We start from the raw sequence: 26,433 nt of genomic DNA, 5'->3' as shown, positions 1-26,433 counted from the left end.
GGGCATGGATGGTCTCAACGCCGCGCAGCGGCATCTGCGTGATCGCGCCCGCGAACTGGCGCAGGAGGCCGCTGTCCAGGCGGCCGAGACGGATCGCTCCCTCAACTATCCCTGGCCGATGGTCGAGCGCATGACCCGGGCCGGCTTCATGGGCCTGACCATCCCGCGCGAATGGGGCGGGCCGGGCGGTTCCGTGCTGGATGCGGTGCTGGTGGTGGAGGAACTCGCCAAGGCCTGCGCCGTCTGCGGGCGCGTCGCGGTCGAGGCCAATATGGGCGCGGTCGGCGCCATCATGGCCTATGGCACCGAGGCGCAGAAGAAGCTCGCCGCCGGGCTGGTGCTGGCCGGCGACAAGCCCGCCATCTGCATCACCGAGCCCGAGGCCGGCTCCGCCGCCACCGAGATGGCGACCACGGCGGTGCGGCGCGGCGATGAATGGGTGATCAATGGCCGCAAGACCTGGATCACCGGCGGCGGCGTCTCCCGCCTTCACCTGATCTTCGCGCGCGTGATGGAGGACGGCGTCTTCCAGGGCATCGGGGGCTTTCTCGTGGTGCGGGAGGCTGCGGGCGCGCCCGCGGGCCTCGTCGTCGCGCGGCGCATCCCCTCGCTCGGGCTCTGCGGCATGCCGGAGGCCGAGCTGGAGTTCCACGACCTCGTGGTGCCCGATGCCATGGTGCTGCGCGCGCCGGGCGGCTGGGCCAAGGGCTTCGGGCGGCTGATCGACGCCTATAACGGCCAGCGCGTGGGGGCGGCGACCGTGGCGCTCGGTCTCGCCGCCGGCGCGCAGGAACACGCCTTGGCCCGCGCCGGCCAGCGCCGGCAATTCGGCCGCCCGATCGCCGAGTTCCAGGGCCTCGCCTGGATGCTCGCGGACATGTCCATCGAGATCGAGGCCGCGCGCGCCCTGATCCACCGCGCCGCGCGCTCGGCCGGGCCGGCCGGCTTCCCGGATCGGCTGGCCGCCGCCCAGGCCAAGGTCTTCGCCGCCGACATGGCGATCCGCGTGACGAACCAGGCGCTGCAGGTCTGGGGCGCGGCCGGCTATTCCAAGGACAACCCGATGGAGCGCTATCTGCGCGACGCGCGGATGTTCGCCATCGCCGGCGGCACGGCACAGGTGCTGCGCAACCAGGTGGCCGAGCAGATCCTCGGCCGCAAGCTGCCGCAGACGCGCGATGGCTTCCTCAAGCTGATCGCGGAGGAGCAGGCGGTGGGGAAACTCGCCGCCGATTGAGGCGCAAAAAAACAGGACAGCACTACTGTCTTAATAGCGCGAGCCATGCTACGGCTTGCGCGGCAGGAAACCCACGCAGAGGCAACGCCATGAAAAACGGCGACTTCCCGATCACCCGGACCACCGCGCCGAAGGCCAAGCCCTCGGATGACAGCCTGACCTTCGGCAAGGTCCTGACGGACCACATGTTCCTGATGAACTATGACGAGGGGAAGGGCTGGCACAGCCCGCGGATCGAACCCTATGGGCCGCTCAGCATGGACCCCGCGACCTCGGTCCTGCATTACGGCCAGGCGATCTTCGACGGGCTGAAGGCCTTCCGCGGCGCGGATGGCACCATCCGCCTGTTCCGCCCGGACCGCCACGCGGCGCGCTTCAACCGCTCGGCGCGCATCATGTGCATGCCCGAACTGCCCGTTGACGTGATCCGGGCGAGCTTCGATGCGCTGGTCGGGCTCGATGCCGATTGGGTGCCGCGCAAGGCGGGCACCTCGCTCTACCTGCGCCCGACGATCATCGCGACCGATGTGATGCTCGGCGTGCATCCGGCGCACAGCTACCTCTACTTCCTCATCCTGTCGCCGGTCGGCGGCTACTACAAGGAAGGGGTGAAGCCGGTGCGCATCCTGGCCTCCGACACCCATGTGCGCGCCGTGAAGGGCGGCACGGGGGAGGCCAAGACGGCGGCGAACTACGCGGCCTCCCTGGCCGGGCAGCAGGATGCGGCGGCAGCGGGCTACACGCAGGTGCTCTACCTCGATGGCGTGCACCGCAAGTATCTCGATGAGGTCGGCACCATGAACATCATGGTGCGCATCGGCGATGAGGTGATCACGCCGCCGCTCGCCGGCACCATCCTCGATGGTGTGACGCGCAACTCGGTGCTGCAGCTGCTGCGCGACTGGGGGCTGACGGTCAGCGAGCGCCCGATCACCATCGACGAGGTGATGGCGGCCGGCGCGGCCGGCACGCTGAAGGAGATGTGGGGCACGGGCACGGCGGCCGTGGTCTCGCCGGTCGGCACGCTGGGCTACAAGGGCCAGGACCTGCTGATCAATGGCGGCGAGACGGGCGAGCTGACCAAGAAGCTCTACGACGCCATCATCGGCATCCAGTATGGCCGCAGCAACGACCCGCATGGCTGGACGTCGCCGGTGGCAGCCCTGGGTTAAGCGGGGCTCGGTTGACATCAACGGTCGCGCTGGGTATCAGCCGCGACCTTCTCAGGACCACGACCATGAAGATCCGCAACTCGCTCAAGACCGCCAAGACGCGTGACAAGAACTGCTTCCTGGTTCGCCGCCGGGGCCGCGTCTATGTGCTGAACAAGAAGAACCCGCGCCTGAAGGCCCGCCAGGGCTGAAGCGTCTGGCGCCGCCTCGGCGGCGCCTCTGGGTTGGTGAAACGCCGCGCCGGGCCTCCCGGCGCGGCTTTTCTTCGTTCATGGCTGGTCGATCGCCGCTTCCTGGAACCAGCCGCGCAACTCCGGCTTGGCGACGCCACCCTGCGCGGCGAGCAGCGGCGCGGCGAGCAGCGCCGCGAGAATCAGGCGGATCATGGGGCGCCCCTTCTGGACCGAGGCCCCCACTTTCGCGCCATGCCCTTACCGCCCCCTTAGCGCCGCTTGCCGCAAGGCGGCACCGCCGCCATGTTGGGCCAAAGCCCCGTGAGGTCGCCATGATCGCGCTGCCCCCGCCCAAGCCCGAGATCCTCGCCCGGCGCGAGGAGATCGTCGGCGCGCTCCGCCTGATGCTGCCGGCCGATGCCGTGATCAGCGAGGCGATTCGCCTCAAGCCCTATGAGACGGATGGGCTCAGCGCCTATCGCCAGATGCCGCTCGCCGTGGTGCTGCCGCGCACGACCGAGGAGGTCGCCGCAATCATGCGCTACTGCCACCGCAACGGGATTCGCGTGGTGCCGCGCGGGGCGGGCACCTCGCTCTCCGGCGGCGCGCTGCCGCTCGCGGATGCGGTGGTGATCGGGCTGATGCGCATGAACCGCATCCTGGAGATCGATTTCGAGGACCGGCTCGCGGTGGTCGAGGCCGGTGTCACGAATCTCGGCATCACCAAGGCGGTGGAGCATGAGGGCTTCTTCTACGCGCCCGATCCGTCCTCCCAGCTCGCCTGCATGATCGGCGGCAACGTCAACATGAATTCCGGCGGCGCGCATTGCCTGAAATACGGCGTGACCGCGAACAACCTGCTCGGGCTCAAGCTGGTGACGCCGGCGGGCGACATCGTCGAGGTCGGCGGCGCGCATCTCGATTCGGCGGGCTATGACTGGCTCGGCCTGCTGACGGGCAGCGAGGGCATGCTCGGCATCGTCACTGAAGTGACCGTGCGCATCCTGCGCGGGCCCGAGGGTGCCCGCGCCATGCTCGCCGCCTTCAAGGGCACCGAGATCGCGGGGGCGGCGGTGGATGCCATCATCGGCTCGGGCATCATCCCCGTCGCCCTCGAATTCATGGACAAGCCCTGCATCCATGCCTGCGAGGCCTTCGCCCATGCCGGCTACCCGCTGGAGGCCGAGGCGATGCTGATCATCGAGGTCGAGGGTTCGGTCGAGGAGCAGGACAGCCTGCTCGGCAAGATCAAGGAGATCTGTTCGCGCTTCGATCCGATCAGCCTGAAGGTCGCGCAATCGGCCGAGGAATCCATGGCGATCTGGAAGGGCCGCAAGGGCGCCTTCGGCGCGGTCGGGCGCATCAGCCCCGACTATCTCTGCATGGACGGCACCATCCCGACCGGCGAACTGCCCTTCGTGCTGAAGCGCATCTCCGAGATGAGCGAGGCCTACGGGCTGCAGGTGGCCAATGTCTTCCACGCCGGCGACGGCAATCTCCATCCGCTCATCATGTTCGATGCCAACAGCCCCGAGAGCTTCCGCAAGGCCGAGGATTTCGGCGCCGACATCCTCAAGCTCTGCGTCGAGGTCGGCGGCTGCCTCACCGGCGAGCATGGCGTGGGGGTCGAGAAGCGCGACCTGATGCCGGTGCAGTTCCACGGCCATGAGATCGCCCAGCAGCGCGCCATCAAGACCGCCTTCGACCCGGCTTGGCTGCTCAACCCGCACAAGGTCTTCCCGCTGATCGAGACCGCCTGATGCGCGCCCTGCTGCGCTGGCTGCTGCTGCCCTTGCATGCGGCTGCGTTGCTGAGCACGTCGAAGAACTACAAGGCCAACCCGTTGATCGGCAGCGTGGCGCTGAACCAGCGCGGCCTGCATGTGCTCCGGGCGCGGCTTGCGGATCGGATGACGGCTTGGCGCCGAGGGCGCCTCGCCGCGGGCGTCTCGCCCGCCGATCGGGCGCATTTCGAGGCGCAGGGCTATCTGCGGCATGAAGGATTGCTGCCGCCCGAGACCTTCGCCGCTCTCGAGGCTGAACTCCGCGCCCTGTGCGTCCCGATGCGCCAGATGCAGGAGGGCGATGCCCTGACCCGGCGTGTCATCGTGACGCCGGCCCTGGTCGAGCAGCTTCCGGCCTTGCGCGCCCTGCTGGCGCACCCGGTTTGGCGCGGTTCGCTGCGCTACGTTGCGGCATCGGCAGCCGAGCCGCTGATCTATGTGCAGACCATCCTCAGCCATGCCGATCCGGACGCTTCGGCAGACCCGCAGACCGCGCTGCACATGGACACCTTCCACCCGAACATGAAGGCGTGGTTCTACCTTCAGGATGTGACCGTCGATGTCGGCCCGCTGGCCTTCGTGCCGGGCTCGCATCGCCTCACGCCCCGCCGCCTCGCCTGGGAGCGCGCGCGCAGTGTGGACGCCGCAAGGATGCGCAGCGGTGGCGCCTTCCGTGTCACCGAGGCTGAATTGCCTGCCCTGCGCCTGCCGCAGCCCAAGCCCATGGCCGTTGCGGCCAACACGCTGGTCGTCGCCGATGTGCGCGGCTTCCATGCCCGCAGCCGCACCGCGGCGCCTTCGATGCGGGTCGAGATCTATGCCATTTCACGTCCGAATCCTTTCCTGCCGCTGTTGCGCGCGCCGCTCGACTGGTGGCCGCGTCTCGCCCGGCATCGGGCCGGGTTTCATCTGTGGCTGCATGACCGCGCCGTCGGCCTTGGCCTTGGCCGTCGGGTCTGGCATCAGGTGCCGGCGGGATCGCCCTTTGATCAGCCTGGAGGCAATGTCCGGCCATGACGGAATTGATCGCGCCGGCGAATGAGGGCGAGGTCGTCGCCGCGGTCCAGGCCGCGGCCGCCGCGCGGGAGCCCCTGGTGATCGAGGGCAATGGATCGAAGCGCTCCTTCCTCCGCCCTGTGCAGGCAGCCCGCACCCTGACGGTGCGACGGCTCAGCGGCATCACGCTCTACAAGCCGACGGAACTGGTGCTCTCGGCCCGCGCCGGCACGCCGCTGCCCGAGATCGAGGCCATGCTGGCCGAGCGTGGCCAGATGCTGGCACCCGAGCCGCCCGACACCGCCGGGCTGTTCGGCGCCGCGGTGCCCGCCACGCTGGGCGGCATCGTCGCCACCAACCTCTCGGGGCCGCGGCGCATCACGGCGGGGGCGATCCGGGACCATGTTCTGGGCGTGCGCTTCGTGAACGGTGCGGGCGAGGTGCAGCGCTCGGGCGGGCGGGTGCTGAAGAACGTCACGGGGCTCGATCTCTGCAAGCTGCTCACCGGCAGCCATGGCACGCTCGGCGTGCTGACCGAGGTGACGATCAAGGTGCTGCCGGCGCCCGAGACCTCTGCGACGCTGGCGGTTGCGGTGGCCGATGTCGCGGCGGGCGTGCGCGCGCTCTCGGCCGGGCTGGCCAGCCCCTATGGCGTGACCGGCGCGGCGCTGCTGACCGAGGGCACGGCGCTGGGCATGGCCGGGCCGGTGGCGCTGCTGCGGCTCGAGGACTTCGTCGAGTCCGTCCGCTATCGCGGTGCCAGGCTGCGGGAGGATCTTGTCCCGCATGGCCGGGTGACGCTGCTGGAGGATGCGCCCTCCCGCGCGCTGTGGCGCGCGGTGCGCGATGCGGCGCCGCTGGGGGCGCTGGACAGCGAGGCGATCTGGCGCGTCTCCGTCCGCCCAAGCGCGGCGCCGGCGGTGGCCGCCTCGGTGCAGGCGGCCTTCGGCGCGCGGCTGCTGTTCGATTGGGGTGGCGGGCTGGTCTGGATCGCGGGGCCCGCGACGGCGGCGGCCCATGCGGCGGTGGTCGCCGCCGCGTCCGCCGCGCGCGGCAGCCACATGCTGTTCCGCGCGCCGGAACCGCTCCGCGCGGCGGTCGATGTCGTGCCGGTGGAAGCGCCCGCCCTGGCGGCGATCGGTGCGCGGGTGAAGGCCGCGCTCGACCCCGCCGGCGTGCTCAACCCGGGCCGGATGCGCGCGGGGCTGTAGCGGGATCTATGGAGCGCACGAAGGTTTACCTTCGTGCCCCCCAGATGCCGGGCGGCGGCCCGCCGGCCGCCTTCGACTGAGGGCGGATCGGTCACGATCCGCCGGATTCGGTGTTACTCCACCCGCGCGCCCGAAAGTGCCACGGCGCCCTGCCACTTTTCCAACTCACGCGCATGGAAGGCCGCCGTGGTGGCGGGGTCGGCGGCGATCACCGCCGCGCCCTGGTCCAGCATGCGATCACGCACCGCGGGGCGGTTCAGGCTCACCCGGATCTCGGCCGAGAGGCGCTCGACCATCGGCGCTGGCGTGCCGGCGGGGGCGAAGAAGATCACCCAGGCGGCGGCGTCGAAACCCGGGATGGTCTCGGCCACGGCCGGCACTTCGGGCAGCTTGGCGGCGCGCGTCGCCGAGGTCACGGCGATGGGGCGCAGTTGCCCCGCGCTCAGGAAGCCGGGCAGGGAGGGCAGGCCCTCCAGCGCCACCTGCACCTCGTTCTGCATCACCGCCTGGATCGCCGGCGTGCCGCCGCGGAAGGGCACATGCACGATGTCGATGCCCGTCGCCGCGCGGATCAGCTCGAAGGCTAGGTGGCTGGTCGTGCCATTGCCGGAGGAGGCGTAGTTCAGCCGGCCCGGATTCGCCCGCGCCTCGGCCACCAGGTCGGCGAGCGAGCGGATGCGGCTCGCCGGGTTCACCACCATCACCTGCGGGAAGGACACGACATGGCTGACGGCGACGAAATCCTTCGCCGCGTCATAGGGCAGGTTGCGGAACAGGAAGGGGTTGATGCCCATCGTGCCGGGCGAGCCCACCAGCAGCGTCAGCCCATCCGGCCGGGCGCGGGCCACGGCCTCGGTGCCGATATTGCCCGAGGCGCCGGTGCGGTTGTCGACGATGAATTGCTGGCCAAGCCGCTCGGACAAATCCTGCGTGATCAGCCGCGTCACCACGTCGATGGAGGAGCCCGCGGTGAAGGGGTTGATGAAGCGCACCGGCCGCTCCGGCCACGGGGTTTGCGCCTGGGCCGGCGCGCCGAGGGCGGGCAGGGCGAGCGTGGCGGCAAGCAGATGGCGGCGGCGCAGCATGGTCTTCTCCCCTTAGAGCACGATCGATCCTGATGGATCGATCTCGTGCTCTATAACTTATTGAAACTACAGCATGAAATCGACAAGCACTGATTCAGTGTTTGTCGATAGTGCTGTAGGCGGCGCGCGCAGAGTCGGCGCGTGGCGGGCGCTGTCAAGCTTGGCAGCGGCGCGGGGGCGGGTGATCGTCGTCCGATGAGCGATGTCGATGTGGTGGTGGCCGGCGCCGGCGCGGCCGGGATGGTGGCGGCGCTGGCGGCGGCCGCGCGGGGCGCGCGCGTGGCGCTGCTGGAGCGCGATGCGGGCGCGCGCAACACGCTCGCCGCCTCGGGCGGGCTGTTCGCGGCGGCGGGCACGCGCTGGCAGCGCGCGCTGGGCATCGAGGATTCGCCCGCGCGCTTCGCCGCCGACATCCGCGCCAAGACGGGCGATGCGGTGGATCCCGTGCTGCGCGCGGCCGTCGCCACCCATGCGGCGCGGGCGGCGGATTTCCTCGCCGATGTCGCGGGGCTGCCGGTGCATCTGCATCGCGGCCAATGGCCCGGCCACAGCGCCGAGCGCCTGCACGCCACCCCGGCCGAGAGCGGGGCTGAACTTCACGCGCTGCTGCGCGCGGCGGTGGCGCCGATGCTGCGCGATGGCTGCGCGCTGACGGGGCTGCGGCCCGATGGCGTCGAGATCAGCGAGGGCGGCACGCGCCGCCGGATCGCCGCGCGCGCGGTGGTGCTCGCCACCGGCGGCTTCGGCGCGGATCCGGCACTGCGCGCGCGCTTCATCCCGGGCGCCGCCGCCGCCGTTCATGTCGGCGGCGCGCTGGCCGATGGAATCGGCATTCGCCTCGCCGCGCAGGAAGGCGCCGCGCTGGCCTGCATGGATGCCTATCAGGGCCAGCCGCATGTCTCGCCGCATGTGATCGCGGGCGAGCGGCCGCGCTTCGGCGCCGCCCTGCCGGCGCTGGGCGCCATCCTGGTGAACCGCGCCGGCCTGCGCTTCGCCGAGGAGCGCATGGGACCCTCCGAACTCACCGCGCATCTGCTCGCCCAGCCCGGCGGCCTGGCGGTGGAGATCTGGGGCGAGGCAGCGCAGCAGGCGGCCCTCGCCGGCGGGCCGTTCCGCCGCGCCGTCGAACTCGGCGCCGTGGCGCGCTGTGAGAGCCCGGCCGAGCTCGCCGCGCGCTTCGCCCTGCCCGAGGCCGCGCTGGCCGCCACGCTGGCGGGTTGGGCGCCGCCCTTCTTCGCCGCCGAGGTCACGGGTGCGCTCGCGCATACCCAGGGCGGCGTGGTGGTGGATGGAAGCGCGCGGGTGCTGCGCGCGGATGGCACGCCGATCCCGGGGCTCTTCGCCGCCGGGGGGGTGGCCTGCGGCATTTCGGGGCGCGGCTCGGCCGGCTATGTGCCGGGCAATGGGTTGGCGCAATCCTTCGCGCTCGGCCTGCTGGCGGGCGAAAACGCAGCCTTGTAGCGGCCCCGCTCGCCTGCCAGCATGGCGGCAACGAACATTCTGGGAGGCTTCGACGCCATGGTGACGCTCCATCGCCGCGCCCTGCTCGGCACTGCCCTTGCTGGCCTTGCGGCACCGGCCCTGGGCCAGACCCTCACGCGCAATGCGCGGGTGGTGATCGGCTTCCCGGCCGGCGGTTCCTCCGACATCGTGGCCCGCCTCTATGCCGAGCGCCTGCGCGGCATCTACGCGCCGAACCTGATCGTCGACGGCCGTGTGGGTGCCGCCGGGCGCATCGCGGTGGAGGCGGTGCGCGACGCGGAGAAGGACGGCACGACCTATCTGCAGACCCCGGCCTCGATGCTCACGCTGCAGCCGCACGTCTTCCCGCGCGAGGTGCGCTACGACGCGCTGACGGACCTCATTCCCGTCTCCACCGTCTGCACCTTCCCCTTCACCTTCGCGGTGCCCGCCAACCACCCCGCGCAGAGCTTCGCCGATCTCATCGCCTGGCTGCGCGCCCAGCCGGGCGAGGTGCCCTTCGCCTCGCCGGCGGCGGGGTCCTCGCCGCATTTCCTCGGCATCATGCTGGCGAAGAAGATCGGCGTGCGCATGACGCATGTGCCCTATCGCGGCGCCGTGCCGGCGGTGCAGGACCTCGTCGGCGGGCGGCTGCCGCTCTTCGTGGGCGTGCTGGGCGATGTCTCGCCCCAGCATGGGTCGGGCGCGCGGATGCTTGCCATCACCGCGCCGACGCGCAACCCGCGCTACCCGAATGTGCCGACCATGCTGGAACTCGGGCATCCGGACCTCGCCAAGGATGAGTGGTTCGGCGCGCTGCTGCCGGCCGGCACGCCCGCGCCCATCGTGGCCGCGCTGCATGCCGGGATCAGCCAGGTGGCGCGGATGCCGGAGATGGTGGCCGCTCTCGACCGGCTGGAATTCTCGCCCACCGTCTCGGCCAGCCCCGCCGCCTTCGCCGCGCTGATCCGGCGCGAGCGCGACGAATGGGGCCCCGTGGTGCGCGACAGCGGCTTCCAGCCGGAGAATTAAGGCAGAAGGTCGCCGCTTCGCCTTGCCCTCGCCGCCGTGCTGAGGGAAGGGTGGGGCAGGGGCGACCTCCGCCCCGGCTGAGAGACCATGCCTGACGGCCAGATCTACATGTCCCGCCCCTCCGTCACCGCCGGCCGCGCTGCCGATGCGGGGGCGGTGCTGTTCCTCTTCGCCGCCGCCTTCCTGCTGCGCCTGACCTCCTTCATCCCCGGCGTGGTGGACACGGATGAGGGCCTCTACATGGTCCAGGCGCGGGAATGGCTGGATGGCGGCTGGCCGCTGGTGGTGGCCTGGGACATGCACCCGGTGGGGGCGCCGGCGATGTTCGCCCTGGCTTTCGCGGCCTTCGGCGCCTCGGTGGAAGCCGCGCGCCTGCTGGGCGTGCTCTGCGTCGGCGCGACGGCGAGCGTGCTCTACGCCATCGCCCGGGTCGGCGGGCTGCCGCGGGCGATCGGCGTGGCGGCGGGGGTGATCTATGCGGCGCAGAGCCTGCTGCTGGGCGGTCTTTCCACCAACACCGAATTGCTGATCGCCCCCTTCATGGCGGGCGCCATGGCCATCGCCCTGCACGGCGCGCTGCGCGCCCTGGGGCCCGAACCCGAGGCCCCCGGTTGGGGCGCCCTGGTCGCGATGGGCCTGCTGGTGGGGGTGGCGCTGCTGGTCAAGCAGGTGGTGGTGCCGGAGGGGTGCCTGGCCTTCGCCGTGCTGCTGGGCCCGGCGCTGCTGCGCGGGGTGCTGCCCTGGCGCCGGGCGCTGGCCATGGCGGGCGCCTATGCGGCGCTCTGCGCGGCGCCCTTCCTGCTGATGGGCCTTGCCTATTGGGCGCAGGGCTGGCTCGACGAATACATCGACGGGTCGCTGCTGGCCCCCTTCCGCTACTCGCTGGAACGCATCCCGCCCGCCGAGGCCTGGCGGCGGGTGAGCGCGGCGGCGCTGCAGGTCGCGCCTGCCTTCCTCGCCGCGGGCATCGCGCTGGCGGCCTGGCGGCCCTGGCGGGGCGGGCAGCGCGCCTGGCTGATGGGCTTCCTGCTGGCGTGGTTCGCGGTGATCTCCTTCGCCATCGCGGCGCCCGGCTTCTACTTCGCGCATTACTTCCTGCTCTGGCTGCCGCCGCTCTCGCTGCTGGCGGCGATCGGGGCCGCGCATCTCGCGCGCGCGGTGGCGCGGCCGGAGCGGTTGCGCCTTGTCTTCCTCGGCCTGGTCGCGCTGATCGCCGCCGATGCCTGGCGCGCCGAGATCTTCACCCGGATCGAGCGCGGCCCGGGCTGGGTGCATCGCGATCCGGCGCGGGAGGTGGCCGCCGCCGTCGCCGCGATCGCCGGGCCGGGCGGGTCGGCCTTCATCGCCAACTACCACCCGAGCGTCTATGTGATGTCCGGCACGAAGCCGGCCACGCGCTTTCCCTTCCCCGCGCACCTCACCGGCGTCTTCGAGGATCTGTCGGACACCAACACGACGGTGGAACTCGCCCGCGTGCTGGCCTCCCGCCCGCGGGTCATCGTGGTGGATCGGGGCTGGATGCACACCATGCGCCCTGAGGCCGCCGCGCAGGTCATGGCCACGGTCGCCGAGCATTACGAGCTGGGTGCGACGGTCCAGGAAGGGCGCGGCCCGGTGGAGATCTACCGGGCGCGCTGACTACCGCGCCGGGAACAGCCCGTCGGTGCGCCCCATCAGCCAATAGGCCGTGAGTCCCACATATTCGCGCAGCGCCCATTCGGCGCGGTTGAGCCGGGTGGGGAAGGGGTCGTCCCACCACAGGCCGGGGTCGCGCGCGGCGGTGTAGTTCACCGGCCAGGGCACCACCTGCCAGCCTGCCTGCCGAAAGGTGCCGACCGAACGCGGCATGTGGCTCGCCGAGGTCACCAGCAGCCAGGTCTGGCCCGGCTGCGGCGCCAGCAGGCGATGGGTGAAGACGGCGTTCTCATGCGTGTTGCGGCTCTGGTCCTCGAAGACGAGCTGCGCGGCAGGCACGCCGAGATCCGTGAAAAGCTGCCGCGCCGTGTCGCTCTCCGTCGGCCCGCCGGGGAAGATCGCCGCCGAGCCGCCGGTGAAGACGAGCTTCGCCTGCGGGTGGCGCCGCGCCAGGGCCACGGCCTCGGTCATCCGCTCGGCCGCGCCGTTCAGCGCGGGAATGCCATGCGCCACCGTCATCGCCTGCTCCACCGCGCCGCCGAGCACGATGATGCCGGTGATCTCGGCCGGGGGCGTGCCGGGGCGGGGGAAGCGCTCTTCCAGCGGCAGGGTGAGGAAGGTCGCGACCGGCAGGGTGAAGACCGCCACATACCAGCCCAGGCCCAGCGCCAGCGGCCAGCGCCCGAAGCGCCGCCCGCGCCAGAGCAGCGCGCAGCCGAGGACGGCGAGCACGAGCGCCAGCGTATTGGGCCGCAGCAGGCCCCAGAGCACCTTGCTCGCGATGAACAGCACGCCGTCCATCACAGCTCCAGCACGCGCATCGGGTGCATCCGCCCGCGCAGCAGATCGGCCAGCGCCAGCAGATTGCCGCGCAGCCGGCCCATGCGGTCCACATGCGGCTCGGGGAAGCCGGCGCGGGCGGCGTTCATGGCGAGGTGCCGCGCGGCGGAGCGCAGCGCGCGGTTCCACGGGTAGCTGCCCTTGCGCGCGAGGTAGAGCGCATTCGCGACCTGGCTGTAGCCGAGCCGCAGCCCCGCCACGCGCCCCGACTTCGTGCCCAGATGCACGCCCCGCGCCCCAGCAAGGCGCAGGATGCGCCCATGCAGGCCGAGCCGGCGCGTGAGGTCCAGATCCTCATACCAGCCATAGAGCGGCAATTGCTCGTCGAAGCGCAGGGCGTGCGCGCGCATGGGTGCGAGGCGCAGCGCCATGTTGCAGCCATAGCCGTTGAAATGCGGCGCCACCGCCAGCGCATCTTCCGGCGCGACATCGGCGCCGAGGATCGCGCGCCCTTCCTCCACCGAAATGCCCGGCCCCTTCGCACCATCGGCGAGCACGGTGCCGGTGGTGACCACGCAATCGGGATGGGCTTCGAGCACCGCCTCCGTCACGCGCAGATAGTCGGGCGCGCAGAGGAAGTCGTCGTCGAGGAAGAGCACCGCGTCGCAATCGCCGCAGGCGTCGAGGATCACGTTGCGCTGGCGCGGCAGCCCGGCCGGGGCGGTGAGGAACTGCACCTCCCTGAATGTCGCGGGCAGATCGGCGACATCGTCAGGCGCGACGTGACAGACAAGGATGCGATCCGGCGCCCGGCTCTGCTGCGCCAGGTCGTGCAGCACCTCGGCGAGGATGGGCGCGCGGCCGCGCGTGGCGATGCCGATGGCGATCCTCATCGCGTGACGAATCCCTGCAGGCGGCCCCAGAAGGTCATGGCGTAATAGGCGGCCTCATGCCGGCGCAGCTTCAGCAGGCTCACCACCACGCCGCCCAGCGGGCGGATGAAGAAGGGCAGCCACACGCGGGGTGCGACGCCATGCCGCCGCAGCGCGAAGCCGAGCCCGCGCCCGTAGAGCTGCGCGCGCGCCACCGCCACCTCCGACAGGCGCTTGTCCGGATGCACGATCCGCAAGGCCGGGTCGTAGCGCGCGACATGCCCGGCCGTGACGGCGCGCAGCACGAAGTCATTCCCCTCGGCCGAGCCGAGCGGCGTGCCGGGGCCCATGCGTTCGTCGAATCCCTCCAGCGCGAGGGCCACTTCGCGACGCGCCCAGAGGTTGAACTCGATGACGCTGGTCCAGACATTGGCCGCGTCGATCGCGCCCCCCTCGGCGCGCCAGCGGCCCGAGCCGAGCCCGCCTTCGGGGCTCGCCGCCGGGCCGGTGAGGAGCATCAGCGCCGGGTCGGCATCGAAGGCGCGCGCCACGTGATCGAGCACGCCCGCAGGGTAGAGGCAGTCATCATCGGGGAAGCTCACGATCGCCCCGCTGGCCGCGCGCAGGCCCAGGTTGCGCGCATGGTTCGCGCGCGCGACGTCCGAGCGCAGATGGATCAGCTTCAGCCGCCCGACATAGGGCGCGAGCACGGCATCGAGCCGCGCATCGCCATTCTGGTCGACGATGATGAGCTCGGCATCGTCACGATCCTGCGCGAGCAGGCTCTCGATGAATTCGCCGATCTCGCGCGTGCGCCCGCGCGTGGCCATGACCAGGGAGAAGCGGGTCATGGCGCCGCCATGCCGCGCTCGGCGCAGGCGGCGCGCAGCAGGCCGAGGAAGCGCGCACGGAAGGCGGCGCGCGAGAAGCGCTCGGCATTGGCGCGGCAATCCTCCGGCGCGATGGGGAGCGCTTCGAAGCGCTGCACGGCGGCGATGAGGGAGTCGACGCTCTGTTCCGGGAACAGAACGCCACTCTGCCCGTCGATGACGATGTCGGCCGCACCGCCGCGGCCATAGGCGATCAGGGCCGTGCCGCAGGCCTGGGCCTCGACCATCGCGATGCCGAAATCCTCCTCGGCGGCGAAGACGAAGGCGCGCGCGGTCTGCAGCAGGCGCACCAGCTCATGCTGCGGCACGCGGCCCTTGATCTCGATGTTCGGCGCCCCGCCGGCGGCTTCGCGCACCCGGGCCATTTCGGGCCCGTCGCCGGCGATGACCAGGCGCTTGTCGGGCATGCGGCGGAAGGCCTCGGCCACCAGGTCGATGCGCTTGTAGGGCACCATGCGCGACGCCACGACATAGGTATCGCCCTTGGCCGCGACGAAGGGAAAGCCCTCGAGGTCGACCGGCGGATGCATCACCGCGCTCTCGCGCCGCCAGCATTTGCGGATACGTGCCGCGATCCAGCTGCTGTTCGCCGCGATCACATCCGGCCGCGCGGAAGATGCATGGTCCCAGGCGCGCATCCGGGCCAGCAGCCAGCGCGTCAGCAGCCCCTTCAGCCCGCGCTCCATCCGCGCCTGGCGCAGATACTGGTGCTGGAGGTCCCAGGCGTAGCGCATCGGGCTGTGGACATAGGAGAAATGCAGCGTCGCCGGCCCCGTCAGCACGCCCTTCGCCACGGCGTGGGAGGAGGAGATGACGATGTCATAGGCCGAGAGGTCGAACTGCTCGACCGCGATCGGCATCAGGCCGAGATAGTAGCGGAACCATTTGCGCGCGCGCGGCAGGCGCTGGATGAAGCTGGTCGTCGGCACCTTGCCGCGCAGGAAGCCGCGCTCGGAATCGGGCAGGAAGTCGCACACCGCGAAGAGATCGGCCTCGGGCAGGATCTCCAGCAATTGCTCCAGCACGCGCTCGGAGCCCGCATAGCTCTCGAGCCATTCATGGATGATCGCGATGCGCATCAGGGGCTCACCAATTCAAGCAGCCGTGCCGCGGCGGCGGGCCAGGAATAGGCCTGCGCACGGGCGCGCCCGACCTCGGCGAGATGGGCGGCGAGACCGGGTTCGTCCAGCAGCCTTGCGATGGCGGCGGCGGGGCTGCGCGGGCCCTCGGCGTCGAACCAGAGCGCGGCCTCACCGCAGACTTCCGGCACGGCGCCGGCATCGGCGGCAAGCACGGGGCAGCCGCACCACATGGCCTCGATCGGCGGCAGGCCGAAACCTTCGTAGCGCGAGGGGAAGACCAGGCAGAGCGCGTTCTCATAGAGCGCGCGCAACTCGGCATCCGAAACGCGCCCCAGCGCACGCGCGGAATCGACATCGCCGGCATTGCGGAACACGGCCGCATCCGCCGCGCCGGCCACCGCGAGCGTCATGCCGCGCGACGCGAGCAACGCCACCGCCTCGCGCAAAGCATCGAGATTCTTGTGCGCGGCGCGCGTGCCCACCGCGAGCACATAGCGCCGCGGCGCGAGCCCGTGCTTCGCGAGGATCGTCGCCTCGGCGGGGTCGCGCAGGATATGCTCGCCCCCCTCCGGCATCACGCCGATCCGCGCGGGATCGAGCCGCAGATGGGCGGCGAGGCGCGAGCGGGAGAATTCAGAGACCGTGAGGATCCGCGTGCCCAGCCGCGGCAGGGTGAGATGCAGCGCGCGATACCAGCTGCGGAAAGCCAGCGAGTAGCTCTCCGGCGTGTCGAAGACGCCCGCATCATGGATCACCAGCGCCTGGCGCCCGGCACCGCGCAGCGGCGCGGTATTGCCGAGGTTCACAAGTGTCTCACCGGGGCGCAGCGCGCCGGGCAGGTCGAACTGCTCCCAGCCCTGGCCGCCGCGCGTGCCGATGATCTCCACCGGCAGCCCGGCGAACTGCGGGGGCGCGCCGGCGGGGGCGAGCAGGCGCAGCTTCGTGGTGGCGGCCAGCGCGGTCACGACCTCGCGCGAGAAGCGCTGCACGCCGGTGGTCGGCTGGGTGAGAAAGCGGGCGTTGATGGCAAGGCTCATGCGGGCTCGCCCTTCAGCACGGCGCGGATGCGCCAGGGCCGGCGCAGCAGGCCGCGCGCGTTGTGGCGTTCATGGGGGGTGAGTGCCAGCGCCGCCGCGACGGCGAAGCCGAGCAGCGCGAGCGCCGCCACGCCGAGCAGCACGCGCCAATCGTTCGAGATCAGCATCGCCGCCAGCCCCGCGCCCCCCACCAGCAGCGGCCAGGCGAGCTGGCGCGCGGCCGCGCCGGCGGCGGGGTAGAGGCGCGCGCAGAAATACAGCCGGCCAAGCGCATCCGTCGCGCAGCGCAGCGCCCAGGTGGCGGCCGCGGCCTCGATGCCCGCCTGCAGCAGCAGCAGCGCCGAGAGCGGCAGGAAGACCAGCGCCTGGCCGAGCTGGAACTTCGCGTTCACATCGGGCCGGCCCATCGCATCCAGCAGCGCGCCGGGTGCGAAGGCGGCGCAGGAGAAGAAGACGCCGACCGAGAGGATCTGCAGCACCCGCCCGCCACCGGCGGCGAATTCCGCGCCGAGCCAGAGCCGCAGCAGCTCCGGTCCCGTCGCCACCAGCACGAGGCAGGCGGGCAGCACGGCGGCCATCACCATCAGCGCGCCGCGCCGCAGCAGCCCCGCCGTCATCACCGCATGGGTGGCATAGGCGCTGGCCATGGCCGGCAGCAGCGCCTGCGCCACCGCCGCGGGCAGGATCCACATGCGCATGACCAGATCGAGCGGCGTGGCGTAGAAGGCGACCGCGGTCATGGTCAGCAGCGCGCCGATCAGGAAGCGGTCGGCATAGAGCAGCGCCTGGGTCAGCATGCCCGAGACGCTCATCCACCCGCCCATGCGCACCAGCGGCGCCATCACCGCCCAGCGCGGCCAGGCGGGGCCGAGGCCTGGCAGGTCGCGCCGCGCCAGCCACAGATAGGTGATCGTGTTGGCCAGCCGGCAGAAGACCAACACGCCGATGACGCCGATCAGGCTCTGCCAGGCCAGCAGCACAAGCACGGGGCCAAGATAGTACATGATCGCCACCGGGATGGTGACGAGGTTGGCTTGCCGGAAGCGTTGATAGGCGGCGAGGGTGCCCCAGAGTGCGGCGTTGATGACCACGAGCGGCGCGGCGACGCACAGCAGGCGGAAGGCCACCACCGCCTCCTCCTGCAGGGCGGCGGGCGTGTTCAGCAGGTCGCGCACCAGCCAGGGCATGAAGAGGAAGGCGATGGTGGCGACCGAAAGGCTCAGCAGCGCCAGCGCCGAGATCGCGACGGCGGCGAGCTCGGTTGCGCCTTCATGCTCGCCCGCGCCGATTCGTGTGGAAAGCGCGCGGGTGAGTGCGGCGCCCACGCCCAGGTCGAAGACGCCGAACACGCCCACCAGCGCGAGGGCCAGGGTGAAAAGCCCCCAGCGCTCGATCCCCATCTGATGCACCAGCACCGGGGTGAGGGCGAGGGCGAGCAACAGCGGCAGCCCGCGCCCGGCGACGTTCCAGAGCGTGCCGCTCAGCAGCCTGCCGCCGGAGGCGCGTTCTTCGGCCTGGTTGGCCATGACCTGCGCCATCCTGCCTGAGATATCCCGATGAAAGACCCGCGCGGTATACCCGCGCGGGCCCGTGCCGTCAGCAGGCGAGGTTCAGTAGGCGCCGCGGCGGGCCAGCACGGCGGCCGGGGTGCGCAGCAGGATCTTGATGTCCTGCCAGAGCGAGGGATGCGTGACGTAGTGCACGTCGAGCGCCACGCGCTGGGCATAGCTGGTGTCCGAGCGGCCGGAGACCTGCCAGGGACCGGTCAGGCCCGGGCGCACCGCCATGTAGTGCTGCGCCGAGGGGCCATAGAAGGCGGCGAGCTCGGCCGCCTGCACCGGGCGCGGGCCGACCAGGCTCATCTCGCCGCGCAGCACGTTCACCAGCTGCGGCAGCTCATCCAGCGAGGAGGCGCGCAGGAAGCGGCCCACCCAGGTCACGCGCGGGTCGTTCTTCAGCTTGCGGGTCGCCTCCCACTCGCGGCGCGCCTCCGGGTCGCGCTCCAGCAGCGCGGCGAGGCGTGCGTCGGAGTCGGCCACCATCGAGCGGAACTTGAGGCAGCCGAACAGGCGCCCGCCGCGGCCCACACGCTCATGCGCGTAGAAGACCGGGCCGCCGTCGCGCTTCACCAGCAGCGCCAGCACCAGGAAGACCGGCAGGGTGAAGAGCAGGATCGCGCCGGCGCCGAGGATGTCCAGCGCGCGCTTGGCGGCCGGGCGCAGCCGCGCCAAGCCCGTCTCGGCCGTGCCGCCCGCGGGCATGCCGGGGCGTGCCGCCATGGCCTCATGGGCCGTGATGGCGGCCATCATCGGCACGTTCAGCAAGGATCGCTTCGTCTCGGGCTCGCGGGCGAGCGTCTGGACGGCTTCCAGGCCAGGCATGGAGGTCCTCGTAAGCGGGGGGTTACCCGCGGCTGGCGTTGATTGGGGTCCGGCAGGTGCCGACCTCATCCCCCCGATCCTCCCGCCTTCGGGAGAGCCGAGAGGGCTTCGGCAGCGATGCCCAACCCTTCTGACCGATGATGTAGTGGTGTTCGCGGGCTCCTTTGCGACGCGCTTGCGGCGGGAATATGGCGGCCGCTCACGAACCGCGCGATCCGGCGGAATTCCGCATCGCAGCACGCTTTTTCCTGCACTCTCGCCCCAGTCCGTGCCACAGTTCTGCCATGAATCGGCACGGCTCGGCCTCAATCGACAAACCTGTTCGTGGAATCGGCTTCGCGATGCTGCTCTCGGGCGCCTTCTGGGTGGTCCTGGCGGGGACGCTCGGGGTCTTCTGACAGGGCTTCCGGCGGGGCCCCTCAAGGGGGCGTCCGGGCCGCGCCGTTTTGCGGATCGGCCATCCTGCTCTATGCGGGGCGCGAATCCGGATGAGGACGCGACCCTGACTTCCCGCTTCGCGCGTGAACCCACCCCCGCCCCCGCGGCGCCCGTCTACGCGCTGGCGCTGGCCTTTGGCGTGGCGCAGGCCCTGCTGGTGTTCGGGGGGGCGTTTCTCTGGCCGATGGCCCTGCCGGAGTGGCGCCCGGCGGGCGACGCCGCGCAGCACATGATCGCGCAGCGCTACCTGATCGCGACCCCCTGGGGCTGGCCACCCACCTTCGTCGCCACGCTCAACACGCAGGAGGGCGGGCTCAACACCGTCTTCGCCGATTCGATCCCGGCGCTCACGCTCACGCTCAAGCTGTTCCGCGCCTGGCTGCCGGAGGGCTTCCACGGCGTGGGCCTGTTCTACGGCCTGGCCTGGGCGCTGCAGCCGGTGGCGGCAGTCTTCGCGCTGCGCAGCGCGGGGGAGCGGCGCTGGCTGCCGGCGCTGGGCGTGGCGCTGGCGGCCTCGGCGATGCCCGCCTGGATCGGCCGATTCGGCCATGCGGCGCTGTGCGGGCATTTCCTGCTGCTGGTCGGGCTGGGGCTGTATCTGCGCCTTGTCGCGCGGCCCACGCCCGGGCTCTGGCTTGCGGCCATCCTGCTGCAGCCGGCGGCGCTGCTGGTGCACCCCTATCTGGCAGCGATGACGCTGGCGCTGCTCGGCGCCGTGCCCGCCACGCGGCTGCTGCGCGGCGAGGCCTTCGTGGCGGCCGGGCTCGCCGTGGGCGTGGCCTTGGCGGGCGTGCTCGGCGTCATGGCGGGCTTCGGCTATCTCGGCGCGGCGGGGGATGGCGGCTACGGCATGTTCGCCATGAACCTGCTCTCGCCGGTCTGGCCGGCGGGCTCGGGGATCATCGGCTGGCCCTGGTCGCCGCAGCTCGACGCGACCGGCCATGGCGGGTGGGAGGGCTACAACTGGCTCGGCCTCGGCCTGCTCGCCGCCCTGGCCCTGGGGCTGATCGGCCGGCCGGGACTGGCCCTGCGCGGCTTGCGGCATCATGCCGGGCTGGTGCTGGTGGCCCTGGCGCTGACCGCGCTCGCCGTCTCGCACAAGGTGGGGTTCGGGGGGCGGATCGTGCTCGATCTCGGCGCCGCGCCGGGGCCGCTCGAGCAGTTCCGCGCCTCGGGCCGGTTCTTCTGGCCGGTGGCCTATGCGCTGCTGATCGGCGGCTTCGTGCTGCTGGCGCGCCGCCGTCGCCATGGCGCCTGGCTGTGCCTGGCGGTGGGGCTGGTGCAATTCGCCGACGCCCAGCCGCTGCGCGCCGCCATCGCGGATTGGGCCGCCCAGCGCCCCGCCTGGCGCATCGAGGCTGCGCCGCTGCGCGCCGAACTGGCCACCGCGCGCGAGCTCACCCTGCTGCCGAGCTGGCCCTGCGTGGACCACGCCAGCGGGGGGGAGACCTTCGCCGGGCTGCTCGAAGTGCTGGCCCTGGCCTCGGAGCGCGCGGTGCCGGCCAGCACCATGTACGTCGCGCGCTGGCGCAGCCCGCCGCAATGCCGCGACGCGGCGCTGGCGGCCGCGCCGCTGGCGCCGGGCGAGTTGCGCCTGATCCTGCCCGCCGCCCGTCCTGCCCTCGCGCCCCTGGTGCCGGAGGGGGCGGCGCGCTGCACCCCGATCGGCGACCTCCTCGCCTGTCGCTGACGGAGGCACGATGCCGAACCGCCGCCTGCTGCTGAGCCTTCTCCTCGCCATCCCCGGCTGCGCGACCGCGCCGGAGGAAGCCGCCCCGGCCGCCGCCGCCGTGCCGCCCGCGGGCACCGCGGAGCGGGGCGGGGCGGCGCTCTACCACCGGCGCCACAATGGCCGGCGCATGGCCAATGGCGAGCCTTTCCGCGCCGACTCCGACTCCGCCGCGCACCGCACCCTGCCCTTCGGCACGCGGGTGCGGGTGACGAACCTGGCCAATGGCCGCGCGACCACGGTGGTGATCCGCGACCGTGGGCCCTTCACCCGCGGGCGGGTGATCGACCTCTCGCCCCGCTCGGCGCGCGAGATCGGCTTCAATGATGGGGTCGCGCAGGTGGAGTTGCGCCCGCTTGGGCGCTGAGCCTCAGCCGGGCGGGGTGTCGCTCGGCAAATGGCGCTCGACGATGTAGAGCGGGCGGCGCTTGGTCTCGTTGAAGATGCGCCCCAGATATTCGCCGATGATGCCCAGCGTCATCAGCTGCACGCCGCCCAGGAACAGCACCACCGCCATCAGGCTCGGATAGCCCGCCACCGGGTTGCCGAAGAGGATGGTGCGGATGATCAGCTGCACGCCATAGATCGCCGCCCCGATGGCGGTGAGCAGGCCGAGATAGGTGGCGACCTTCAGCGGCCCCACGGTGAAGGCGGTGATGCCCTCGAGCGAGAGGTTCCACAGCCGCCAGTAGTTCCACTTCGTCTCGCCCGCCGCGCGCGGGGCGCGGTCATAGAGCACTGGGGTGGAGGGGAAGCCGACCCAGGCGAAGAGCCCCTTCATGAAGCGGTGCTGCTCGCGCATCGCCAGCAGCGCGTCCAGCGCGCGCCGGCTCATCAGCCGGAAATCGCCCGTATTGGCGGGCAGTTCGACCTTGCCGCCGATGCGGCGCATGACGCGGTAGAAGGCCGCGGCCGTCGCCTTCTTCAGCCAGGTCTCGCCCTCCCGCGCACGGCGGGTGGCGTAGGCGACGTCGAAGCCCTGCCGCCAGGCGGCGACGAGGTCGGGGATCACCTCGGGCGGGTCCTGCAGGTCGGCGTCGATCACCACCACGGCCTCGCTGGCCGCGGCGTGGTCGAGGCCGGCGGTCAGCGCGATCTCCTTGCCGAAATTGCGGCTGAGATTGACCACGGCGACGCGCGGATCACTGTCCTTCAGCGCCAGCATGATCTCGAGCGTGCGGTCGCGCGAGCCGTCATTCACGTAGACGACCTCGAAGGGCAGGCCGATCTGCTCCATCACCGGGATGATGCGCGCCTGGAACTGGGGCAGGACTTCCTGCTCGTTATAGGCGGGCACGACGACGGAGAGCGCGGGCCGCGGCCGGGGCGCGGCGTCGCGGCCGACCAGGGAGAGGTTCTGCGGGGCGAGTTGCGCGGACATGACCAGCCTTCTGGCAGCGCCTTGCGGCGGAAGCGGGGCGTTGTGCGGGCAGGGCGGTGGCATGGTCAACCACGGGGGTTGCGCCGGCGGGGCTGCGCGGCTAGGTAGCGCCTCCGGGTGCACCGGCACGCTGCCGTAGCTCAGTGGTAGAGCACTCCCTTGGTAAGGGAGAGGTCGAGAGTTCAATCCTCTCTGGCAGCACCACTATTTTCGGCAGCCATCCGGGAAAATCTGGCAATTCAAAGCACTTAGGGCGCCCACTGCTACAAAAGGGTGCTACAAATGGTGCTGCATATGATCTCCCCCTTCAAGCACCCCAGGACCGGCGTTTACTGGATTCGCAAAGGCGTTCCGGCACCGCTGCGCGGTATCGTCGGGAAGCATGAGCTGCAGCGCAGTCTTCGCACCAAAGATGGACCCGAGGCCAAGCGTCTGGCGATCGCAGCCATCGCCGAGTTCGAGAGGATCATCGCCGATGCCCGCTCCGGTCGTGCGCCCGTGCCGGTTGCGTCAACACATGCACCAGCCGGCGCAGAGGCGCCGCCTTCGATCGCGCTTAGCCCCGCGTCAGTGCCTGTCGACTCCCCGGGGACCACATTGCCACCTTTGCCCGCGGAAGAGGTCCTTACCGCTTGGAGGCGCGAGCGGCTTCCTTCATCGGCGACCCTGAAGAAGTATAGGGCGAGCTTCAAGCAGCTTGCACTTGCCCTGGGCTTCGACGATCTGCGGCGCATAACCGACGCCGAGGTGGTCAAGTTCAAGACAGCACGCCTGGACGCAGGGACGGATCCAGGCACGCTCACCGATGACATCGCTGCCTGCGGGACCATCGTCAAATGGGCCTGCATCAACGGAATGCTTGTTCGCAACCCGTTCCTGGGTAAGGCGCCCAAGGTGATCAAGCACGGCGTCAAGGCTCGAATTGGCTACGACGACCACGATGCTGCCGTCATCTTATCTGCGGCGCGGAAGGAGACTGGCTGCTTTCGATGGTTTCCTTGGATTCTCGCCTTTACCGGATGCCGCCTCAGCGAGATTGCCGAGCTTCGGCGCAAGGACGTGCGCCAGGAAGGTAGCATCTGGATTTTCGACATACGCCCCACTGAGATCCGTGAGGGCAAGAACGCCTCATTCCAGCGCATGATCCCAGTTCATCCTGCCCTTGAGGCAGAGGGCTTCATCAATCACGTTCTCGCCCATCCCGGTGCGGCAGATGATCCGTTTTTCCACGATGTCCCCGCTGCTGGTGATGGGACCCGCACGACGACTATCCAGAATCAGCATGGTCGATGGCTGAAAAAGGCGACGGGCATCAGCGACCCAAAAAAATCCCCGGCCCATGCGTGGCGCCATCGAATAGAAGACGAGCTTCGTAAAGTGCGCGTGCCGGCCGAGATTCAAGACGCCATCACAGGAAGAACAAACCCCCGTAATGATGGCGCAAACTACGGTCGTGGTTATCGCGGGATGCCAGACGAGGTCCTTGTAGAGTTAAGCAAGATAAAATGTCCCATAAAAGAAGATTTCTCGCACAAAGAAGAAAAAAAATCTGTATCGAGTCCGGATAATATGGTTAAACAGCCTCTAACAACTGAAATATTTATCAGTGCATTTGATGATTGGTTCAAGAATAAGAGGATTGATGCTTATCGTCTGTTTTCCTTGGGCGGCTTTGCGGCGGCGACTCTTCCCGAAGGAGCCGATGACCTTACTGCGCGGGCACACAACCGTGAGATGATCCACGTCGATGCAAATTACCAGATCCATACGTTATCCGAGGCATATCGGGCCGGTGACCTGACGCGTGGGTATGAGGGTGTGAATCAGCTGGCGGCCACTTTGGGTCGCCGCATACCCAAGGGCACACAAGAGTTCGATGCCCTTGCGGTTTGGTTCATGGAGGCTGAAGGCGTGTTGCAGGAAGCACGTATACGCTGGGCAAACGGTGAGGTGCATTTCATGCCATCGCCACCACCCCTCAGAAGAAAAGCAACGAGCAGGTGATGCACCTAGTCTGGGCCATTTTTCTTGACGGGTTATTGTCTCATGGTGGCTCCGGGGTGAAGTCACCAGCTGGGGGACTCTCGCCTCTCTCCAAGGGTCAGCATCCCGACGCCTAGGACATGGCGGCAAGGGGATGTCGCGGTGGCATCCGCGCTAGGACTTCGATCATGGAGCGCCCTAAGGTTCATACACGGACACGTCGCCGTTCCTGACCAAGGATGGTTGGCGGCGGCTCGGCGCCCGCCCTGGCGAGTGGCAGAGGTGATCTTGGCGCTCGGCATCGTGAGCGGGGGTCACCGACCGCGCTGGCACTGTTTAACGGCCGGGCGGTAGTGGAAGGGGCAGCCAACCCGCACGTCGATGCTGCCGCAGAGATGCCCATCCTCGCCAATACCGATCAGCGCGTGGTTTCGTTGACCCAAAGGAAGCCGGTCTGATCGCCGCATGGCCTGACTTGGTGAGGATCTGTGTCGCCGATCCGCCCACAGGTCGGACAATGGAGGCTTGGCTAAACCCAGATCGCGCGTCGAAGCGATGCTGACCGGCCGCGCGCTGCGCTATGCCAGGGGCTCGGCGCGCGGCCCCTTACACCACGTCAGGGGGGCACAACCGTATAAACCAGCAGTTATTCGAGAACATTTCGTTCTTGATTGATGGCTATTCCAGCCGCAAGCTCTCGCAAACGCGAGGGATGTGACATGGTCCAAAGGGCACCGTCAGTCACCGTTGTCGTGCCATGAGCGGCTTCATCTGGAATGGCACGCTAGGCGATGAAACTCACCAGGCCATCGCCTCCGGAACCTATAACGGCCTGGGCGGTGCCGACAGCATCCGCGGCACGGTCGGCAATGACCGCATATTTGGCGGCGAGGGCAACGATACCCTCCGCGGAGGCGGAGGCGCTGCCGACATACTCGACGGAGGCGAGGGTGACGACGTTCTTTTCCTAGAGGGTGGAACCGAGGCCGTCACGATCGGCGGCAGTCCTGGCATCATCTTCGACGTCATCCCCGTTCGGTCGACCTTGCAGGGCGGCGCTGGTGCAGACCGTCTGCAAGGCGATGTGAGCTCGGATCGGCTTGAGGATGACAGCGGCTTCAACACCCACGGCGACACCCTGCTCGGTGGTGCCGGCGATGACACACTGGTGTCTAATGGAGGTGCCGATCTGCTCCAGGGTGGAGCGGGTAGCGACACCGCGATTATCCGTCGCGTCAACTACATCATTGGTCTTGTCTTCGCGCCCGATATGTCTGGTGCGGCCTTCATCCTTCCAGACGCAGCCACGCTTGCGTCGGTCGAAGCCTTTGACGTTCTGGCAGGATCGGGCGCTGACCAACTGACTGGAGGCAGCCTAGCCGATACCCTGCAAGGGGGCTTCGGGGCAGATACGCTGCAGGGGGCGGGAGGGCATGATGTGCTCCGCGGTGATGGCGGGGACGACTTTATCCTGACAGGCGAGGGGTTGGACACGGCCGAAGGCGGCGAGGGTGCGGATACGATCGAAGGCGCCGATGGCGCCCAGACGCTGCGGGGCGGCGCCGGCAATGACGTTCTGGAGGGCTGGGCGGGCGATGATGTCCTGTTTGGGGACGAGGGGGATGACCGGCTCGATGGCGACGCCGGCAACGATGTGCTGGTCGCTGGCATCGGCGCCGACACGCTCTCGGGCGGCGAGGGCGCGGACAGCCTTGTCAGTGGCGCGTTCTCGCTGCTGCACGGCGATGCGGGCGCCGATACGCTCGTCGGCGCGACCGGGGCAACCCTGTTCGGTGGCGATGGCGCTGACCGACTGATCGGCTCTGCGGATGCCGACATGCTCGATGGTGGCAGCGACAATGACATCTTGGAGGGGTTCGGCGGCGCCGATCTGATCCTGGGTGGCGCTGGAGCGGATGCCGCGTATGGCGGTGACGCAGCCGACACCCTGCGCGGCGAAGCCGGTAATGACGCGCTCCAGGGCGACGCCGGTGACGATCTGCTTTTCGGTGGCGCGGACCATGACGTCCTGTTCGGCGGCGCCGGTGCAGACACGCTGCTCGGCGAAGCCGGCA

At 70.1% G+C, this 26,433-nt stretch carries 21 protein-coding genes, 1 tRNA gene and 1 pseudogene; 14 read left to right on the top strand and 9 right to left on the bottom strand.

All coding sequences use genetic code 11. From position 1 onward, the window contains the following. Positions 1–4: 4 nt before the first annotated feature. From acdA to glcE, 6 genes are all read left to right on the top strand, one after another. Positions 5–1,237, top strand: coding sequence for a 3-sulfinopropanoyl-CoA desulfinase (gene acdA, locus AC2D9U_RS05900; protein ID WP_484747246.1), 1,233 nt, complete (start codon positions 5–7; stop codon positions 1,235–1,237). Between the two features lie 89 nt (positions 1,238–1,326). Continuing rightward, positions 1,327–2,409 carry a branched-chain amino acid aminotransferase gene (locus AC2D9U_RS05895; RefSeq protein ID WP_484747244.1) on the top strand — a complete coding sequence of 361 codons (1,083 nt, stop codon included), beginning with the start codon at positions 1,327–1,329 and terminating at the stop codon, positions 2,407–2,409. A gap of 65 nt (positions 2,410–2,474) precedes the next feature. Beyond that, positions 2,475–2,600, top strand: a complete 126-nt coding sequence (gene ykgO, locus AC2D9U_RS05890) for a type B 50S ribosomal protein L36 (RefSeq protein ID WP_109872693.1) — start codon at positions 2,475–2,477, stop codon at positions 2,598–2,600. 314 nt (positions 2,601–2,914) lie between these two features. After that, a complete protein-coding gene (locus tag AC2D9U_RS05885; protein ID WP_484747242.1) occupies positions 2,915–4,342 on the top strand; it encodes an FAD-linked oxidase C-terminal domain-containing protein in 1,428 nt (475 codons plus the stop codon). Next, on the top strand, positions 4,342–5,382 hold the full coding sequence (locus AC2D9U_RS05880; RefSeq protein ID WP_484747241.1) for a phytanoyl-CoA dioxygenase family protein: 1,041 nt from the start codon (positions 4,342–4,344) through the stop codon (positions 5,380–5,382). The genes AC2D9U_RS05885 and AC2D9U_RS05880 overlap by 1 nt, the downstream gene beginning before the upstream one ends. Beyond that, positions 5,379–6,572 carry a glycolate oxidase subunit GlcE gene (gene glcE, locus AC2D9U_RS05875; RefSeq protein ID WP_484747240.1) on the top strand — a complete coding sequence of 398 codons (1,194 nt, stop codon included), beginning with the start codon at positions 5,379–5,381 and terminating at the stop codon, positions 6,570–6,572. The genes AC2D9U_RS05880 and glcE overlap by 4 nt, the downstream gene beginning before the upstream one ends. A gap of 113 nt (positions 6,573–6,685) precedes the next feature. Here glcE and AC2D9U_RS05870 read toward each other — a convergent pair whose 3' ends face one another. After that, positions 6,686–7,657: a Bug family tripartite tricarboxylate transporter substrate binding protein gene (locus AC2D9U_RS05870; RefSeq protein WP_484747239.1), complete on the bottom strand. Its 972-nt coding sequence runs from the start codon at positions 7,655–7,657 to the stop codon at positions 6,686–6,688. Positions 7,658–7,852: 195 nt separating this feature from the next. On the opposite strand from AC2D9U_RS05870, the gene AC2D9U_RS05865 reads away from it, so the two are divergent. The 3 genes from AC2D9U_RS05865 (at position 7,853) to AC2D9U_RS05855 (ending at position 11,788) form a co-directional block, all read left to right on the top strand. Then, on the top strand, positions 7,853–9,118 hold the full coding sequence (locus AC2D9U_RS05865) for an FAD-dependent oxidoreductase (protein WP_484747237.1): 1,266 nt from the start codon (positions 7,853–7,855) through the stop codon (positions 9,116–9,118). A 57-nt stretch (positions 9,119–9,175) separates the two neighbouring features. Continuing rightward, positions 9,176–10,150 (top strand): Bug family tripartite tricarboxylate transporter substrate binding protein, encoded by a 975-nt coding sequence (locus AC2D9U_RS05860; protein ID WP_484747236.1) that lies wholly within the window; start codon positions 9,176–9,178, stop codon positions 10,148–10,150. Between the two features lie 87 nt (positions 10,151–10,237). Continuing rightward, complete coding sequence (locus AC2D9U_RS05855; RefSeq protein WP_484747234.1) at positions 10,238–11,788, top strand: glycosyltransferase family 39 protein; 1,551 nt, start codon at positions 10,238–10,240, stop codon at positions 11,786–11,788. Here AC2D9U_RS05855 and AC2D9U_RS05850 read toward each other — a convergent pair whose 3' ends face one another. From AC2D9U_RS05850 to AC2D9U_RS05820, 7 genes are all read right to left on the bottom strand, one after another. Continuing rightward, positions 11,789–12,586: a YdcF family protein gene (locus AC2D9U_RS05850; RefSeq protein ID WP_484747233.1), complete on the bottom strand. Its 798-nt coding sequence runs from the start codon at positions 12,584–12,586 to the stop codon at positions 11,789–11,791. After that, on the bottom strand, positions 12,586–13,458 hold the full coding sequence (locus AC2D9U_RS05845; protein WP_484747231.1) for a glycosyltransferase family 2 protein: 873 nt from the start codon (positions 13,456–13,458) through the stop codon (positions 12,586–12,588). Before AC2D9U_RS05845 ends, AC2D9U_RS05850 begins: the two co-directional genes overlap by 1 nt. Further along, on the bottom strand, positions 13,455–14,288 hold the full coding sequence (locus AC2D9U_RS05840; RefSeq protein WP_484747229.1) for a glycosyltransferase family 2 protein: 834 nt from the start codon (positions 14,286–14,288) through the stop codon (positions 13,455–13,457). The genes AC2D9U_RS05845 and AC2D9U_RS05840 overlap by 4 nt, the downstream gene beginning before the upstream one ends. Continuing rightward, entirely contained in the window at positions 14,285–15,406 is a 1,122-nt protein-coding gene (locus AC2D9U_RS05835; protein ID WP_484747228.1) for a glycosyltransferase, read from the bottom strand. Before AC2D9U_RS05835 ends, AC2D9U_RS05840 begins: the two co-directional genes overlap by 4 nt. Continuing rightward, positions 15,406–16,446 carry a glycosyltransferase family 4 protein gene (locus AC2D9U_RS05830; RefSeq protein WP_484747227.1) on the bottom strand — a complete coding sequence of 347 codons (1,041 nt, stop codon included), beginning with the start codon at positions 16,444–16,446 and terminating at the stop codon, positions 15,406–15,408. The genes AC2D9U_RS05835 and AC2D9U_RS05830 overlap by 1 nt, the downstream gene beginning before the upstream one ends. Next, the gene (locus AC2D9U_RS05825; protein WP_484747225.1) at positions 16,443–17,972 is read right to left on the bottom strand and encodes a flippase; all 1,530 of its coding nucleotides are present in this window, start codon (positions 17,970–17,972) and stop codon (positions 16,443–16,445) included. The genes AC2D9U_RS05830 and AC2D9U_RS05825 overlap by 4 nt, the downstream gene beginning before the upstream one ends. An 84-nt stretch (positions 17,973–18,056) precedes the next feature. After that, the gene (locus tag AC2D9U_RS05820) at positions 18,057–18,827 is read right to left on the bottom strand and encodes a sugar transferase (protein WP_484747224.1); all 771 of its coding nucleotides are present in this window, start codon (positions 18,825–18,827) and stop codon (positions 18,057–18,059) included. A 469-nt stretch (positions 18,828–19,296) separates the two neighbouring features. Here AC2D9U_RS05820 and AC2D9U_RS05815 point away from each other — a divergent pair, with 469 nt between their 5' ends. Both AC2D9U_RS05815 and AC2D9U_RS05810 read left to right on the top strand, forming a co-directional pair. Further along, positions 19,297–20,955 carry a DUF6311 domain-containing protein gene (locus AC2D9U_RS05815; RefSeq protein WP_484747222.1) on the top strand — a complete coding sequence of 553 codons (1,659 nt, stop codon included), beginning with the start codon at positions 19,297–19,299 and terminating at the stop codon, positions 20,953–20,955. A gap of 10 nt (positions 20,956–20,965) precedes the next feature. Continuing rightward, a complete protein-coding gene (locus tag AC2D9U_RS05810; protein ID WP_484747221.1) occupies positions 20,966–21,361 on the top strand; it encodes a septal ring lytic transglycosylase RlpA family protein in 396 nt (131 codons plus the stop codon). Between the two features lie 3 nt (positions 21,362–21,364). On the opposite strand, the gene AC2D9U_RS05805 is transcribed toward AC2D9U_RS05810, so the two are convergent. After that, positions 21,365–22,375: a glycosyltransferase family 2 protein gene (locus tag AC2D9U_RS05805; RefSeq protein ID WP_484747219.1), complete on the bottom strand. Its 1,011-nt coding sequence runs from the start codon at positions 22,373–22,375 to the stop codon at positions 21,365–21,367. Positions 22,376–22,504: 129 nt separating this feature from the next. Between AC2D9U_RS05805 and AC2D9U_RS05800 the strand changes: the two genes are divergently transcribed. The 3 genes and pseudogenes from AC2D9U_RS05800 to AC2D9U_RS05790 form a co-directional block, all read left to right on the top strand. Then, positions 22,505–22,579, top strand: a tRNA-Thr gene (locus AC2D9U_RS05800). Between the two features lie 78 nt (positions 22,580–22,657). After that, positions 22,658–24,379 carry a DUF6538 domain-containing protein gene (locus AC2D9U_RS05795; protein WP_484747217.1) on the top strand — a complete coding sequence of 574 codons (1,722 nt, stop codon included), beginning with the start codon at positions 22,658–22,660 and terminating at the stop codon, positions 24,377–24,379. A gap of 736 nt (positions 24,380–25,115) precedes the next feature. Next, positions 25,116–26,423, top strand: a pseudogene (locus AC2D9U_RS05790) (calcium-binding protein); the annotation flags it as partial. Between the last annotated feature and the right edge of the window lie 10 nt (positions 26,424–26,433).

Source organism: Roseomonas sp. TF40 (genome assembly GCF_057219975.1).
This window is presented reverse-complemented; position numbering and strand designations above follow the sequence as displayed.

What these genes read in the sequence shown, in the direction of transcription:
- glcE (WP_484747240.1), top strand. Translation starts at nt 5,379, where the DNA reads ATGACGGAATTGATCGCGCCGGCGAATGAGGGCGAGGTCGTCGCCGCG.
- AC2D9U_RS05815 (WP_484747222.1), top strand. Translation starts at nt 19,297, where the DNA reads ATGCGGGGCGCGAATCCGGATGAGGACGCGACCCTGACTTCCCGCTTC.
- AC2D9U_RS05810 (WP_484747221.1), top strand. Translation starts at nt 20,966, where the DNA reads ATGCCGAACCGCCGCCTGCTGCTGAGCCTTCTCCTCGCCATCCCCGGC.
- AC2D9U_RS05885 (WP_484747242.1), top strand. Translation starts at nt 2,915, where the DNA reads ATGATCGCGCTGCCCCCGCCCAAGCCCGAGATCCTCGCCCGGCGCGAG.
- AC2D9U_RS05835 (WP_484747228.1), bottom strand. Translation starts at nt 15,406, where the DNA reads ATGCGCATCGCGATCATCCATGAATGGCTCGAGAGCTATGCGGGCTCC.
- AC2D9U_RS05805 (WP_484747219.1), bottom strand. Translation starts at nt 22,375, where the DNA reads ATGTCCGCGCAACTCGCCCCGCAGAACCTCTCCCTGGTCGGCCGCGAC.
- AC2D9U_RS05880 (WP_484747241.1), top strand. Translation starts at nt 4,342, where the DNA reads ATGCGCGCCCTGCTGCGCTGGCTGCTGCTGCCCTTGCATGCGGCTGCG.
- AC2D9U_RS05845 (WP_484747231.1), bottom strand. Translation starts at nt 13,458, where the DNA reads ATGAGGATCGCCATCGGCATCGCCACGCGCGGCCGCGCGCCCATCCTC.
- AC2D9U_RS05825 (WP_484747225.1), bottom strand. Translation starts at nt 17,972, where the DNA reads ATGGCCAACCAGGCCGAAGAACGCGCCTCCGGCGGCAGGCTGCTGAGC.
- AC2D9U_RS05860 (WP_484747236.1), top strand. Translation starts at nt 9,176, where the DNA reads ATGGTGACGCTCCATCGCCGCGCCCTGCTCGGCACTGCCCTTGCTGGC.
- AC2D9U_RS05850 (WP_484747233.1), bottom strand. Translation starts at nt 12,586, where the DNA reads ATGGACGGCGTGCTGTTCATCGCGAGCAAGGTGCTCTGGGGCCTGCTG.
- AC2D9U_RS05820 (WP_484747224.1), bottom strand. Translation starts at nt 18,827, where the DNA reads ATGCCTGGCCTGGAAGCCGTCCAGACGCTCGCCCGCGAGCCCGAGACG.
- AC2D9U_RS05870 (WP_484747239.1), bottom strand. Translation starts at nt 7,657, where the DNA reads ATGCTGCGCCGCCGCCATCTGCTTGCCGCCACGCTCGCCCTGCCCGCC.
- AC2D9U_RS05795 (WP_484747217.1), top strand. Translation starts at nt 22,658, where the DNA reads ATGGTGCTGCATATGATCTCCCCCTTCAAGCACCCCAGGACCGGCGTT.
- AC2D9U_RS05895 (WP_484747244.1), top strand. Translation starts at nt 1,327, where the DNA reads ATGAAAAACGGCGACTTCCCGATCACCCGGACCACCGCGCCGAAGGCC.
- ykgO (WP_109872693.1), top strand. Translation starts at nt 2,475, where the DNA reads ATGAAGATCCGCAACTCGCTCAAGACCGCCAAGACGCGTGACAAGAAC.
- AC2D9U_RS05840 (WP_484747229.1), bottom strand. Translation starts at nt 14,288, where the DNA reads ATGACCCGCTTCTCCCTGGTCATGGCCACGCGCGGGCGCACGCGCGAG.
- AC2D9U_RS05855 (WP_484747234.1), top strand. Translation starts at nt 10,238, where the DNA reads ATGCCTGACGGCCAGATCTACATGTCCCGCCCCTCCGTCACCGCCGGC.
- AC2D9U_RS05865 (WP_484747237.1), top strand. Translation starts at nt 7,853, where the DNA reads ATGAGCGATGTCGATGTGGTGGTGGCCGGCGCCGGCGCGGCCGGGATG.
- AC2D9U_RS05830 (WP_484747227.1), bottom strand. Translation starts at nt 16,446, where the DNA reads ATGAGCCTTGCCATCAACGCCCGCTTTCTCACCCAGCCGACCACCGGC.
- acdA (WP_484747246.1), top strand. Translation starts at nt 5, where the DNA reads ATGGATGGTCTCAACGCCGCGCAGCGGCATCTGCGTGATCGCGCCCGC.